The sequence below is a fragment of the Streptomyces sp. NPDC048370 genome (assembly GCF_043200825.1).
GTDB lineage: Bacteria > Actinomycetota > Actinomycetes > Streptomycetales > Streptomycetaceae > Streptomyces.
Genome location: NZ_JBICYI010000014.1, coordinates 35517 through 49872, shown reverse-complemented (window position 1 = coordinate 49872; position 14356 = coordinate 35517). Strand labels below are relative to the sequence as shown.

11 protein-coding genes are annotated in these 14356 nt (G+C 73.7%); 6 read left to right on the top strand and 5 right to left on the bottom strand.

Annotated elements, in window-relative coordinates; translation table 11 throughout:
- Window positions 1-12: 12 nt before the first annotated feature.
- The 4 genes from rbfA to ACGFYP_RS26845 all read left to right on the top strand — a co-directional run bounded on the left by rbfA (window position 13) and on the right by ACGFYP_RS26845 (window position 6290).
- On the top strand, window positions 13-462 hold the full coding sequence (gene rbfA, locus ACGFYP_RS26860; protein WP_361603499.1) for a 30S ribosome-binding factor RbfA: 450 nt from the start codon (window positions 13-15) through the stop codon (window positions 460-462).
- The gene (gene truB / locus ACGFYP_RS26855; RefSeq protein ID WP_393498529.1) at window positions 462-1361 is read left to right on the top strand and encodes a tRNA pseudouridine(55) synthase TruB; all 900 of its coding nucleotides are present in this window, start codon (window positions 462-464) and stop codon (window positions 1359-1361) included. Before rbfA ends, truB begins: the two co-directional genes overlap by 1 nt.
- Before the next feature lie 218 nt (window positions 1362-1579).
- Complete coding sequence (locus ACGFYP_RS26850; RefSeq protein WP_393498527.1) at window positions 1580-5302, top strand: trypsin-like peptidase domain-containing protein; 3723 nt, start codon at window positions 1580-1582, stop codon at window positions 5300-5302.
- A gap of 31 nt (window positions 5303-5333) precedes the next feature.
- Window positions 5334-6290 (top strand): bifunctional riboflavin kinase/FAD synthetase, encoded by a 957-nt coding sequence (locus ACGFYP_RS26845; protein ID WP_393498524.1) that lies wholly within the window; start codon window positions 5334-5336, stop codon window positions 6288-6290.
- A 45-nt stretch (window positions 6291-6335) separates the two neighbouring features.
- Here the strand turns inward: ACGFYP_RS26845 and ACGFYP_RS26840 are convergent, their stop codons facing one another.
- Window positions 6336-7568 (bottom strand): cytochrome P450, encoded by a 1233-nt coding sequence (locus ACGFYP_RS26840; protein WP_393498520.1) that lies wholly within the window; start codon window positions 7566-7568, stop codon window positions 6336-6338.
- 200 nt (window positions 7569-7768) lie between these two features.
- Here ACGFYP_RS26840 and ACGFYP_RS26835 point away from each other — a divergent pair, with 200 nt between their 5' ends.
- Window positions 7769-8902, top strand: a complete 1134-nt coding sequence (locus ACGFYP_RS26835) for a type III polyketide synthase (RefSeq protein WP_393498516.1) — start codon at window positions 7769-7771, stop codon at window positions 8900-8902.
- Window positions 8903-9164: 262 nt separating this feature from the next.
- Window positions 9165-10085 (top strand): hypothetical protein, encoded by a 921-nt coding sequence (locus tag ACGFYP_RS26830; protein WP_393498513.1) that lies wholly within the window; start codon window positions 9165-9167, stop codon window positions 10083-10085.
- A 127-nt stretch (window positions 10086-10212) separates the two neighbouring features.
- Here the strand turns inward: ACGFYP_RS26830 and ACGFYP_RS26825 are convergent, their stop codons facing one another.
- From ACGFYP_RS26825 to ACGFYP_RS26810, 4 genes are read right to left on the bottom strand one after another with little or no spacing between them, the layout of a single operon-like run.
- Window positions 10213-11391 (bottom strand): oligopeptide/dipeptide ABC transporter ATP-binding protein, encoded by a 1179-nt coding sequence (locus ACGFYP_RS26825; protein ID WP_393498510.1) that lies wholly within the window; start codon window positions 11389-11391, stop codon window positions 10213-10215.
- Entirely contained in the window at window positions 11388-12356 is a 969-nt protein-coding gene (locus ACGFYP_RS26820) for an ABC transporter ATP-binding protein (RefSeq protein ID WP_393498507.1), read from the bottom strand. The genes ACGFYP_RS26825 and ACGFYP_RS26820 overlap by 4 nt, the downstream gene beginning before the upstream one ends.
- Complete coding sequence (locus ACGFYP_RS26815; protein WP_393498504.1) at window positions 12353-13252, bottom strand: ABC transporter permease; 900 nt, start codon at window positions 13250-13252, stop codon at window positions 12353-12355. Before ACGFYP_RS26815 ends, ACGFYP_RS26820 begins: the two co-directional genes overlap by 4 nt.
- A complete protein-coding gene (locus ACGFYP_RS26810) occupies window positions 13249-14319 on the bottom strand; it encodes an ABC transporter permease (RefSeq protein ID WP_361967940.1) in 1071 nt (356 codons plus the stop codon). Before ACGFYP_RS26810 ends, ACGFYP_RS26815 begins: the two co-directional genes overlap by 4 nt.
- Between the last annotated feature and the right edge of the window lie 37 nt (window positions 14320-14356).

The window sequence follows — 14356 nt, the reverse complement described above, 5'->3', positions numbered from 1 at the left end:
GGAGAAGGACCAGTGGCCGACAACGCGCGGGCGAAGAAGCTGGCGGACCTCATCCGGGAGGTGGTCGCCGAGAAGCTGCAGCGCGGCATCAAGGACCCGCGCCTGGGTACGCACGTGACCATCACGGACACCCGCGTCACCGGTGACCTGCGGGAGGCCACGGTCTTCTACACGGTCTACGGCGACGACGAGGAGCGGGCCAGCGCGGCCGCCGGCCTGGAGAGCGCCAAGGGCATCCTCCGCTCGGCCGTGGGTGCCGCCGCGGGGACGAAGTTCACGCCGACGCTGACCTTCGTCGCGGACGCCCTCCCGGAGACCGCGAAGACGATCGAGGACCTCCTCGACAAGGCGCGGGCCTCCGACGCGGCCGTGCGCGAGGCGTCCTCCGGTGCGAAGTACGCCGGCGAGGCCGACCCGTACCGCAAGCCCGAGGACGAGGACGAAGAGGGCACCACCGCCTGATGAGCAACGCAGGGAAGACGCCCGACGGGCTTGTCATCGTCGACAAGCCGTCGGGCTTCACTTCGCACGACGTCGTGGCCAAGATGCGCGGGATCGCCAAGACCCGCCGGGTCGGCCACGCCGGCACGCTCGACCCCATGGCCACCGGCGTCCTCGTCCTCGGCGTGGAACGGGCGACCAAGCTTCTCGGTCACCTCGCGCTGACCGAGAAGGAGTACCTCGGCACGATCCGCCTCGGTCAGACGACGATCACCGACGACGCCGAGGGCGAGATCACGGCCTCCGTGGACGCGTCCGAGGTGACCCGTGAGGGGATCGACGCGGGCGTGGCGGAGCTGACCGGCGCCATCATGCAGGTGCCGTCGAAGGTCTCCGCCATCAAGATCGACGGCAAGCGGTCGTACGCGCGGGTGCGCGGCGGCGAGGAGTTCGAGATCCCGGCGCGGCCGGTCACGGTCTCGTCCTTCCAGGTGTACGACGTCCGGGAGGCCGTCGCCGAGGACGGTACGGCGGTCGTGGACCTCGTCGTCTCGGTGGTCTGCTCCTCCGGTACGTACATCCGGGCGCTCGCCCGTGACCTGGGCGCCGGGCTCGGCGTGGGCGGTCATCTGACCGCGCTGCGACGGACCCGGGTCGGCCCGTACAAGCTGGACTCGGCCCGGACGCTCGACCAGCTCCAGGAGGAGCTGACGGTCATGCCGGTCGCCGACGCGGCCTCGGCGGCGTTCCCCCGCTGGGACGTCGACGAGAAGCGGGCCCGGCTGCTGCTGAACGGCGTACGCCTGGACATGCCGTCGTATCCGGCGGGTCCGGTGGCCGTCTTCGCGCCCGACGGGCGTCTGCTGGCGCTCGTGGAGGACCAGAAGGGCAAGGCCAAGAGCCTGGCCGTCTTCGGCTGACGGTCGATCCCGGCACTCAGCGCGATCACGGTGGTATTTCGTGGGGCGGCACGCATGCGTGCCGCCCCACGTTCCCCTCCCCCAGAGGAGTGTTATCCATTCCGATCGTCATTTTCACCCCTTCGGGCAGGCGCTCGGAGTGAAACGGGGGAGCGCTGGGGGGCGCGTTCGGCCGGTGTGGTTCTCGCGGTGATCACCGCCGACCTACCGTCGACACCATGGGACGCGGGGACCTCGGCACGCTGGTACGGATCTGCGATCCGGTGGGCCGCCCACGCGGAACGGGCTTCGTGGCCGACGACCGGGGGACGGTCGTCACCAGTCACGAGGCCGTCGACGGACTCGTACGGATCCTGCTGCGCGCCCCCGGCGAACGCGACCGCGTCGCCGAGGCCGACGACATCACCCTGCCGCCAGGGACGGGCCTCGCGCTCGTCCGGGCCGAGGGGCTCGGCGTCCGCCCGCTGCCGGTCTCGGCGCGGACCGAGGTCGAGTCAGGGACGTACGTACGGATCGCCGCGCACGGCTGGCGGGAGGCGCGGGTCCTGGGCACGGCACCCGTCACGTACGCCACCGGTGGCCGGCGGCACGCCCTGGGCGGGGCGGCCTGGGAGCTGGCCATCGGCACCGAGGGCGCGGAGGCCCTGCGGCTGGGCGGACAGGCCACGGGCGGGCCCGTCGTGGATCCGGAGACCGGGGCCGTCCTCGGCGTCCTCGGAACCGCGCTGCACGGCGACCACCGCGCCGCCGGATACGCGCTGCCCCTCACGCCCGTGGGCCCGCTGGCCGAGCTCCTGAGACGCAACGCGGCGACCGCCCCCTGCTACGGGCGCGAGCTCAACCTGGCGGGCGTCCTGGAGCTCACGGCGACCGCCACGGCCACCTCGACCGCGACCTCCACCGGGGCCGCCGCCACGGCGGGGAGCTGGACGGCGTGGCCCGCGCCCGTCGAACGGGCCGACTGCGTCCGCGAGTTCGCGGCCTTCGCCGCGTCGGACGCCCGGGTCCTCGCCCTCGTCGGCGCCCCCGGCAGCGGACGCACCACCGCCCTCGCCGCCCACTGCGCCGAGCGGTCCCGGGGCGACGAACCCGCCCCCACGATCTGGCTGCGCGGGGCGGACCTGCGCGCGGAGGACACCTCGGTCGCCGACGCCGTGGACCGCGCCCTGCGCCAGGCGGGCCGGATCGTCACCGCGTCGGGCGTACGGGGAGACATGTCGACCGTGACCCCCGAGCGGGCCGCCGCGCTCGCCCACGAGGCGGGCCGGCCCCTGCTGGTCGTCCTCGACGGCCCGGAGGAGATGCCCCCCACGCTGGCCCACCGACTCCCGGCCTGGACGAAGGGCACCACGTCCTGGCTCGGCACCCACGGGACCCGCCTGATCCTCGGCTGCCGCCCGGAGTTCTGGGAGCGCGCGGTCCGCCTCCACGCACCGGAGTCCCTGCACCGTGGCGCCGGGGCACGCGGCGCCGTGCCGCTCGGCGACCTCACGGAGGACGAGGCGACGCTCGCCCGGGCGCGGTACGGCCTCGCGGCGGGCGATCTGGCCGCCGAGGACGCCCGGCACCCGCTCGTGCTGCGACTGCTCGCCGAGGTGCGGGAGGCCGTGCCCGGGGGAGCGCCCGGGAGGCCAGGGCGGGAGGAGGTCTTCGGGGCCTATCTCGACCTGATGTGCCTGCGGGTCGCCGTACGGATCGCCGCGGGAACCCGCCCCGTCCCGCGCGGAACCGCCGTGCGCAGGCTCGCCGCCCGCGTCGCCGGGCAGGTCCACGAGGCCGCCCGCCGGTGCCTCGGGCCGGGGCAGGGGGAGCTGGACCGGGGTTCCTTCGAGGAGGTCTTCCCGTGGCGGACCGGCTGGGCCTCCGCGGTCCTGACCGAGGGGCTCGTCGTCCCGGCCGGCTCCGGCTACCGCTTCGGCCACGAGGAGCTCGCCGACTGGATCCAGGGCGCCCACCTGGACGTCGACGAGGCCCTGCTCGCGCTGGTCCACCGGCGGGGCGAGGGCGCCCCGGTCCGCCTCCCCGCCCGCCCCGGCTCCCCGCACACGGTCACGGCACCGGACCCCCTCCCCGTACCGCGTCACCGGATCGGCCCCGTCGTCCAGGCCCTTCTCCTGATGGACCGCGAACACGGCCCCGACGCGCTCGGGCGCCGGCTGACCGGACTCGTCGAAGCCCTGGAGCGGCTGCGCGCGGACGGCCTCGCGAGCACCGACGCGGCCTGGTGGGCCTCCCGGCTCCTCGACCGGACCCTGCTCCGCCTCCCGGACCCCAGGCCCTACCTCCCGACGCTCCGAAACCTGGCCGACCACCTGGGCACCCACCCGACCCCCGCCCGGATCCCGGCCCCGACTCCTGCCCGGATCCCCGCCCCGACTCCCGCCGGGATTCCTGCTCCGGCGACGGACCCCGCGACGGCCGACGCGACAGTCGCCGCGACGGACCGCGACCCCGTCCCCACCCCCGACCCCGCCCCCGAACCGGCACCCGCCCCCGAACCGGCACCCGCCCCCGAACCGGCACCCGCCCCCGAACCGGCACCCGCCCCCGAACCGGCACCCGCCCCCGCCCTTGACGCTCCCGCGCTCTTCGGGCCCGCGTTCTGGGCGGCTCTGCGGGTCGGGGAGGGGGAGCGGATCGATCTGCTGCGGCGGCTCGTGCCCGCCGACCCCCCGCCCGGGAGCCACGCCGCGCCCCGGTTCCTCGATGTCGTCGCCGCGCGGCTCGTCGCCGAACCCCGGGGCGTACAGCCGCTGCTCTGCCGCTGGTTCGGCGACGGCCGTCCCCTCGGCGCCGCTCCCCACGCCACCGTCGGCACCGCCGCGCAGGCCCTGCTGCACACCCATCGCCATCTCGCCGTCGACGACCTGTGCGAGGCGCTCGTCGCCACCGCCCACCCCCTGGCCGACGGGCTGCTCGCCGCACTCGCCGAGGACGAGCCGTCCGCCGTCTGCCGGGCCGTCGACCGCTGGGCCCACGACGACGGCAGGCCCGCACGCCGCGCGGCCGCCGCCACGTACGGCGCCCTCGTCGCCGCCCACGCCACGACGAGCCCCGACCGCGAACTCCTGCGCTACGCCTCCCTCGCCCTGCTCGCCCGCCCCGCCGACGCCCCCCTGCACGGCCCCGCCCTCGGCCTCCTCGTCCGCGACCCGCACACCCGGGCCCGCCATCTGCCCCGCGCCCTGACCGACCCCCGGGTCCCCGCCGCAGCGCTCACCACCGCACTCGCCGCCCACCCCGAACCCGTCCTCGCCGCCCTCCAGGGACGGCTGTGCGGTCCCGGGGAGCCCGCCGCGGACACCCTGCGGGCGCTCGCCGAGGTGACCACCCCCGCCCTCGCCCGCCGCGCCGCGGCCCTCGTCCGCGAGTACGTCGACCGCCACCCCGACGGCGCCCGTCACGCCGCCGCCTTCGTCGACCGGCGTCTCGAAGACGGGCCCGCCGCCCGGGCCGTCCTCTTCCCCCTGGTCTGCGGCCTGATCCGGGGCCGCCCCGCCCAGGTCCGCAGCGCCCTCGCCCCGGTGCTCGCCGCGCCCGGCACCGGCGCCTCACGCCTGCTGCGTACCGAACTCCTCGACGTACTCCTCGACCACGAGCGGTACGGGGCACGGGACCTCGGCGTCCTCGACGCCCTGCTCCGGGCCGCGGCCCTCGACTGCGAACGGCGCCCCGAGGTCCGCACCCGCGAGCTCGTCCGCCGCACCGGCCTCCTCCTCGTCCGTACCCCCGAGGGCGCGACCTGCCTCGACCGACGGCTCGTCGAGCTCGCCCGCGAGGTCCCCGCGTTCGCCGCCCAACTGTCAGACTGGCTCGCCGCCGACCCCCACGACTGGGCCGTCGTCGTCGGCCCCAGCACCCGCCGTACGGTCCAGCGGCTCGGCAGTTCCATGCCGATGCGAGGCGATGGCCGTGGGCATGGCAGTCTTAGACCTGCGTAATCGGCGAACAGGCGGACGAGGAGCGGTCACAGTGCAGCGCTGGCGTGGCTTGGAGGACATCCCCCAGGACTGGGGGCGCAGCGTCGTCACCATCGGGTCCTACGACGGGGTGCACCGCGGACACCAGCTGATCATCGGGCGGGCCGTCGAACGCGCCCGTGAACTGGGCGTTCCCTCGGTCGTCGTGACCTTCGAACCGCACCCCTCCGAGGTCGTGCGGCCCGGCAGCCACCCGCCGCTGCTCGCCCCGCACCCCCGCCGCGCGGAGCTGATCGCGGAGCTGGGCGTGGACGCGGTCCTCGTCCTGCCGTTCACGGCCGAGTTCTCGCAGCTGTCCCCGGCGGACTTCATCGTGAAGGTCCTCGTCGACAAGCTGCACGCGAAGGCCGTCATCGAGGGCCCGAACTTCCGCTTCGGCCACCGCGCCGCGGGCAACGTCGACTTCCTCGCGGAGCTGGGCGCCACCTACGACTACGAGGTCGAGGTCATCGACCTGTTCGTGAGCGGTACGGCGGGCGGCGGCGACCCGTTCTCCTCCACGCTCACCCGCCGACTGGTCGCCGAGGGCGACGTGGAGGGCGCCGCCGAGATCCTCGGCCGCCCGCACCGCGTCGAGGGCATCGTCGTCCGGGGCGCGCAGCGCGGCCGCGAGCTCGGCTTCCCGACGGCCAACGTCGAGACCCTGCCGCACACCGCGATCCCGGCCGACGGCGTGTACGCCGGCTGGCTGACCGCCGCCGGGGAGCGCATGCCGGCCGCGATCTCGGTCGGTACGAACCCCCAGTTCGACGGCACCGAGCGGACCGTCGAGGCGTACGCCATCGACCGCGAGGGCCTCGACCTCTACGGCCTGCACGTGGCCGTGGACTTCCTGGCGTACGTACGCGGCATGCTCAAGTTCGACACCCTCGACGACCTCCTTGAGGCCATGGCCGGCGACGTGAAGCGCAGCCGCGAACTCACCGAGGCGTACGACCGGCAGAGCTGACGCGCCGGACCACACGCCCGGCGCGCCTCGCCCCGCCCATGCACGTCACCAGGCGACGACCAGCTCCTTCGGGCCCCTGATCAGGCCCTTGGACTGGAACACCGTCTCCTCGGCCGGGCCCGCGAGCCGCAGCTCCGGATAGCGCCGCAGCAGCGTGGAGATCATCACCTCGGACTCCATGCGGGTGAGCATCGCGCCCATGCAGTGGTGCGGCCCGTGGCCGAACGACACATGTCCTGTGCCCTCCCGGTCGAAGTCGACCTCGTGCGGGTCCTCGAAGACCGACGGGTCGCGGTTGGCGGCCAGGTAGGACGCGTACACCGCCTCGCCAGCCCGGATCAGCACCCCGCCGACCTCCACGTCCTCCGTGGCGATCCGCGGCAGCCCGACGCCGTTGCGGTGCGGGATCCACCGCAGCAGCTCGTCCACCGCCTGCGGCAGCAGCTCCGGCTCCGCCCGCAGCCTGGCCATCAGCTCCGGCCGGGTGAGCAGCAGGAACACCATGTTGGCGCTGTTGTTGCGGACCGCGTGCGCCCCGCTGATGAGGATCGCCATCGCCAGCGAGACGGCCTCGTCGAGGGAGACCCGGCCCTCGGCCAGGGCCTCCGCGAGCTCCCCGGCGAGATCCTCCTGCGGCTCGGCGCGCCGCCGGTCGAGCAGGCGGGTGATGTAGCCGTGGATCTGGGCCTTGGCCGCCCGGCTGCTCTCAGGACCCGGGCCCGAGGAGAGGATCAGGTCGGGCCAGGAGGCCAGCTCAGCGCGGTCCTCCTCCGGGATGCCGAGCAGATCGCACACCACGGACATCGGCAGCGGGCCGTGCAGATGGCGCATCAGGTCGGCGGGGCTGCCCGCCGCCTCCATCGCGTCGAGCAGCCGGTCCGTGCTCGCCTGCGCCATCGGGCGCAGCCGCTTGGCGTTGTGGCCGGTGAACGTCTTGGTCACGGCCTTGCGCAGCTGGGTGTGGTACGGCGGATCGGCGTAGTTCAGGGCGGCCTTCGAGGCGACCATGTGGCCGGTCATGCCGGTGACCATGCGGTCGAGGAGGGCCGTTCGGCTGAACCGCGGATCGGAGGTCACGGCGCGTACGTCCTCGTACCGCGTGACCAGCCACGCCTCGTTCTCGGCGGCGAACGGCAGCCGGATGCGGGCCACCGGCTCCTCGTGGAGCAGTTCGGTGAGCAGGGGGTCGAACTCCAGCGCGGGCAGGTCGTCGACCGCCCAGGTGCGGACCGGCCGGGCTGCGTCGGCCGTCGGTTCGGAGGTCATCTCGGAGGTCATGAGGAGGATGTTCCCGGTGCGGGGCGGCCGCGACACGCCGAGCGATCACTGCCCCCCGGACGGAGCAGGGCAGGGGGCGCGGCGATCACGCTCCGTATCACGTTCCGTGTCCCTCCGGCGACGCTCGCGGTTGCGGGGTACGCGTCACCGGGTGAGTGTGGCGGCAGTTCGCGGTGTACGAGAACGAAGGAGCGACTGTCGTGGTGACTCTGTGCAAACCCGCGGTGTCCGTACCCGAGTACGTGATCACGAGGGAGGAGACGCTCGCCCTCGCTCGCTCGCTGCACGCCGACCACCCCCAACTCCCGTTGGCCCTCCGGCTGATCGAGAACACCGGCGTCACGCAGCGGCACATCGTCCAGCCCATCGAGGAGACCCTGAGGCACCCCGGCTTCGAGGAGCGCAACGCGCTCTACGAGAAGGAGGCCAAGGCCCGCGTCCCGAAGGTCGTCGAGGAGGCCCTGCGCCACGGCGGGCTGCGCCCCGCCGACATCGACATGATCGTCTACGTGTCGTGCACCGGCTTCATGATGCCCTCGCTGACCGCCTGGCTGATCAACACGATGGGCTTCCCGAGCCACACCCGGCAGCTGCCGATCGCCCAGCTGGGCTGCGCGGCCGGCGGCGCGGCGATCAACCGGGCGCACGACTTCTGCGTGGCGTACCCCGACGCGAACGTCCTCATCGTGGCCTGCGAGTTCTGCTCGCTCTGCTACCAGCCCACCGATCTCGGCGTGGGGTCGCTGCTCTCCAACGGCCTGTTCGGCGACGCGGTCGCGGCGGCGGTCGTACGGGGCAGGGGCGGCACCGGGATCGCCCTGGAGCGCAACAACTCCCATCTGGTCCCGGACACCGAGGACTGGATCGCGTACAGCGTCCGGGCCACCGGCTTCCACTTCCTGCTCGACAAGCGGGTGCCGACGACGATGGAGCCACTGGCTCCGGCGCTCCGCGAGATCGCGGGCGCGCACGGCTGGGACGCCGGAGCGCTGGACTTCTACATCATCCACGCCGGCGGACCACGCATCCTCGACGATCTGAGCCGCTTCCTCGAAGTCCCGCCCGAGTCGTTCCGGTTCAGCAGGGCGACGCTCACGGAGTACGGCAACATCGCCAGCGCCGTCGTCCTGGACGCGGTGCGCAGGCTCTTCGACGCCGGCGGGCTGCCGGAGGGGGCCCGCGGGATCATCGCCGGGTTCGGGCCCGGGATCACGGCGGAGATGTGCCTGGGGCGGTGGACGACCTCGGTCGTGCCGTCCCTGGAGCCCGACCTGAACGGCCGCCGGATCGTCGGCTGCCCGACGCCGGTCCAACCGGCCCCGACGACGACCTGAACGACCTGAAGGCCTCAAGGCCTGAACGACCCGACGACCAGAACAACCTGACGACCTGACGGGCCACCGGCCACCGGCTACCGACCCCTGGCCACGGGCTACCGACCACTGGCCACGGGCCACCGGCCGCTGTCTGCCGTCGGCGCCGAGCCGCCGACCGGGTCCGCGTGGCGGGTCCGGTCGGCGGGTCCGCCACGCCCGGGCCGACTCCCCGTCCCTGTGTAGTCCGCTTCCGCAAGCCCGTTCCGCAAAGGAGACCCGCATGCCTGTCACGCCACCCTCCCTCCGCCGGGCCGTGCGCGGCCCGGCCGCGCTCACCGCACTGCTCGCCGGAGTCGCCGCCGCGTCCCTGGCGGGTGCGCCCGCCCAGGCCGCCCCGCCCCACCAGGGCAAGGTGCCCATGCACCAGTGCTGGGTCAACGGCGTCTCGGCGCCGCCGGGGGAGTTGGTCAGCGGCACCTCGGGCGACGACTACATCTTCTGCGACAGCGACCTGGACAACGTCACCGTCTGGGGCGGCTCGGGCAACGACATGATCGAGGTCCGCGGACTCGTCATCGACTCCGCGATCAGCGGCGGTGACGGCGACGACGTCATCCGCGCCAAGCACCTCGTGCCGCAGAACGGCTTCAGCATGGTCCGGGGCAACAAGGGCAACGACGTCATCAAGGTCGCCACGGTCGTCGGTGACGGCGCCAAGGGAGCCGTCGTCCACGGCGACGACGGAGACGACAAGATCACCACCGGGTCCGTCTCCGGCGCGCCGACCAAGTTCAACCGGGGCGGCGGCATCGTGACGGGCAACGACGGCGTCGACACCATCAAGGTCGGTGCGATCGACTTCTCCGGCCGGGTCCTTGGCGGCAGCGAGAACGACACCATCGAGGCGAAGTCGCTGGGAGCCGAGTCGGGCGGCCTCATCCAGTCGGGCCCGGGCGACGACTCGATCAGCGGCCCCGGCGGGAGCGTCCTGATCGTGGGCGAGCACTGGGGCACCGTCGACGCCGGTGTCGGCAAGGACGACTGCAAGGTGCAGTCGGTCTCGACGCGGACGTCGATCAGCGGCTGCGAGATCCTCCCCGCGGCCACCACGACCGGTACGGGCCAGAAGCCGGCGAACCCCACGGCCCCCAAGCCGGCCCCGGCCGACCCGGCCGCCAAGCCCGTCGCCCCCGGCCACTGACGACCGTACGACGCAGGCACCACCCGCCGGGCCCCCACGGGTCCGGCGCGGCGGCTCTCTCAGGCCCTCAGGGGCCCACCCTCAGCCCGCCACCCGTCAGCGCGCCACCTCTCAGGCCCGTACCCCGTCAGCCACCACCCACCGCCCCCGCTCCCTCCCGTACCCAGTGGCAGGCCACGTCCCGTGTGCCGCCGCCGGGGAGGACCGGGAGGTCCTCGGTGCGGCAGCGGTCCGCCACCGGGGCCGCCTCGCCCGAGGCGAGCACCTGACACCGGGCGTGGAAGCGGCAGCCGGACGGGATGCGGGCCGGGTCCGGGGGCTCGCCCGTCAGGACCACCGGCGCGCCCTCGGACTCCGGAAGGACCGACAAGAGCGCCCGGGTGTACGGATGCTGAGGATCCGTCAGTACGGACTCCACCGTGCCGGTCTCCACGATCCGCCCCAGGTACATCACCGCCACCCGGTCCGCGATGTTCCACGCGAGACCCAGGTCGTGCGTGACGACCAGGGCCGAGAGCCCCAGCTCGTCCCGGAGCCGAAGCAGCAGCGCCAGGATCTCGCCCCGTACCGACGCGTCCAGCGAGGCCACCGGCTCGTCCGCGACGATCAGCTCCGGCTGGAGCACCAGCGCGCCCGCGATGACGACGCGCTGCCGCTGACCACCCGACAGCTCGTGCGGGTATCGCAGGAAGAAACGCTCCGGCGGCCGCAGGCCGGCCCGTGCGAGCGCCTCCGCGACCGCCGCCCGCTCGTCGCCCCCGTACCCGTGGATCCGTAGCCCCTCGGCCACCGCGTCGTACACGGTGTGCCGTGGGTTCAGCGAGCCGCTCGGGTCCTGGAGGACCAACTGCGCGCGCCTGCGGTACGCCTTGAGGGCGCGGGAGCTGTACGAGAGCGGTTCACCGGCGAAGGCGACCGTGCCGGCCGTCGGCGGCACCAGACCGAGCAGCGACCGCGCCAGCGTCGTCTTGCCGCACCCCGACTCGCCGACGAGCGCCACGATCTCCCCGCGGCCGATGTCCAGGTCCACGCCGTCCACCGCGCGCGCGGCCGGCGCACCCCGCCGCCCGGGGAAGGTGACGCGCAGTCCGCTCGCCGACAGGAGCGGTGCGGTGGCCTTCGTCTCCGTCGCGACGGCAGTGGCAGCGACGAACTCCGCCGCCCCGGACTCCGCCACTCCGGACTCCGCCGCCCCGGACTCCGCCGCTCCGGACTCCGCCGCTCCGGACTCCGCCGCTCCGGACTCCGCCGGGCCCGTGCCGGTGCCCGCGCCCGACGGCGCTCCGTCCGGTGTCAACGGGTTCATGAGCCACTCCCCACATGTACGCAGGCCGCCCGGCGTCCCGCGCCCGCGTCCCGCAGTTCCTGGTCCTCGGCCCCGCAGACGTCGGCCACCGCCACCGGACAGCGCGGATGGAACGCGCACCCGCCCGGCAGGTCCGCCGGGTCCGGCGGGTCGCCCGGCAGCCCGCGTGGCGCCCGCCGGGACGCCGGGTCGCCGATCCTCGGGAAGGCCGAGGACAGCGCCCGTCCGTACGGATGCTCGGCCGCGTCGTACACCGCCCGCGCCGGGCCCTCCTCCACCACCCGCCCCGCGTACATCACCGCGAGCCGGTCACAGGTGTCCGCGAGGACCGCCAGATCGTGGCTGATCATCAGCAGACTGATGTCGTCGTCCGCCACCAGTCGCTCGATCAGCCGCAGGATCTGCGCCTGGATCATCACGTCGAGCGCCGTCGTCGGCTCGTCCGCCACGATCAGCTGCGGATCGCAGGCGAGCGCCATCGCGATCATCACGCGCTGCCGCTGCCCTCCCGACAGCTCGTGCGGATAGGCCGCCGCCCGCGCCGCAGGCAGCCCGACGTGCTCGAGGAGCTCGCCGACCCGCTTCCGCGCCGCCGCGGGCGTGGGACGCCCGTGCACCAGCAGCGGCTCCGCGATCTGGTCGCCGATCCGTCGCACCGCGTTGAGCGAGTGCATCGCGCCCTGGAAGACGATCGACGCCCCCGCCCAGCGCACCGCCCGCAGCCGCCCCCACTTCATGGTGAGGACGTCCTCGCCGTCGAGCAGGATCTGCCCCGTCAGCCGGGCCGACGGCGGCAAAAGCCGCAGCAGCGCCAGCGCCATCGTCGACTTCCCGCACCCCGACTCGCCCGCGACCCCGAGCTTCTGCCCGGCGGCCAGGGTCAGGTCGACGCCCCGTACGGCGGGGACGGCGGATGCCCCCGACCCGTACGTCACGCTCAGGTTCCGTACTTCAAGGAGGCTCATCGCCCCACCCCCAGCTTCGGGTTGAGGACGGACTCGACCGCGCGCCCGCACAGCGTGAAGGCGAGTGCGACAAGGGCGATCGCGATCCCGGGCGGGGCGAGGTACCACCAGTGGCCGGACGACACCGCGCCCGCCTCCCTGGCGTCCTGGAGCATGCCGCCCCAGGAGACCACCGTCGGATCGCCGAGGCCGAGGAAGGCCAGCGTCGCCTCGGTGAGGATCGCGGTCGAGATGCCGAGCGTGGTCTGCGCGAGGACCAGCGGCATCACGTTCGGCAGCACGTGCCGGCTCATGATGTGCCCGTGCCCGCCGCCGAGCGCCGTGGCCCGCTCGATGTACGGGCGGGACTCCACCGCGATCGTCTGGGCGCGCACGAGGCGGGCCGTGGTCGGCCAGCTGGTGACGCCGATCGCGACGATCACCGTCCACATCGAGCGGGACATCACCGTCGCGAGCACGATCGCCAGGACGAGCGTCGGCATGACGAGGAACCAGTCGGTGATCCGCATGACGACCGTCGAGAACCAGCCGCCGTAATGCCCGGCGATGATCCCGACGAGCGTGCCGATGGCGACCGAGAGCGCCGCCGCGAGCAGGCCGACGAGCAGCGAGATCCGCGCGCCCCAGATCAGCAGGCCGAGCAGCGAGCGCCCGAACTGGTCGGTCCCGAGCGGGAATTCGGCGCTCGGCGACTCCAGGGCCGTCCCCGGCGCGTTCGTCACCGACTGCACGTCCGCGCCGACGATCAGCGGCGCGGCGAGCGCGAGCAGGGCGATCAGGGCGAGCCCGGCCAGACCGTAGAGCCCGACGCGATGGGAGCGGTACTGCTTCCAGAAGCGGGACACCGTACCGCGCCGGCGTTCCCACGCGAGAGACGAGAGTGACGGAGAGGTCATCGGCCCACCCGGGGGTCGAGCAGTGGATAGAGCAGGTCGGCGATCAGGTTCATCACGATCATCGCGCCGGCGAAGACCACGAAGAGTCCCTGGACGAGCGGGAGATCGGGCACGCTGAGCGCCTGGTAGAACAGCCCGCCGAGCCCCGGCCAGGAGAACACCGTCTCCACCAGGATCGAACCGGCCGCCACATGGCCCAGGTTGATGAAGACCATGGTCACCGTCGGCAGCAGCGCGTTCGGTACGGCGTGCCGGCGCCGTACGACGTCGTCGCGCAGCCCCTTCGCCCGCGCGGTCGTCAGATAGTCGCTGCCCATCTCGTCGAGCAGCGAGGAGCGCATGACCAGCAGCGTCTGCGCGTAGCCGACCGCCACCAGGGTCACGACCGGCAGCACCATGTGGTGCGCGACGTCGAGGACGTACGCGAAGCCGGTCTCGCCCGTGCCCGACTCCATGCCACCGGTCGGGAAGAGCCCCGGGATCGGGCCGATGCCGACCGAGAAGACGATGATCAGGAGCAGTCCGAGCCAGAACGAGGGCACGGACCACAGCGTCAGCGCGACGCCGGTGTTGATCTTGTCGCCGAGGCGGCCGTGGTTCCAGGCGGATCGGGTGCCGAGCCAGAGCCCGAGCGCCGAGTAGAGCACGACGGCGACCCCGGTCAGCAGCAGCGTCGCCGGCAGCTTCTGCGCGATGAGCTCGCCGACCGGGGCGCGGAACTGGTACGAGGTGCCGAGATCGCCGCTCAGCGCCTTGGCGCAGTAGTCGGTGAACTGCTGCCACATCGGCAGGTCAAGGCCGAACTGCCGCCGCAGGGTGGCCAGCTGTTCGGCCGAGGTCGGGACGCCGTGGGTCATCGCCTTGACCGGGTCGCCGGGGATGATCCGGAACAGGAAGAAGCTGGTGACCAGCACGGCGAAGAGCGAGACGGCGGCGCCGCCCAGCTTGCCGGCCACGTATCGGAGGTACTGGAGGGTCGTACCGGTGCGGGAGGCGCCGTCCGTGGCGCGGACCGGTTCGGTCCGCGCCACGTCGGCGGGGGTGCTTGGCGTGCTTGCCGTCGTCACGTCGTCGCTCTTCGCTCGTCGCTCATCACTCGTCGGA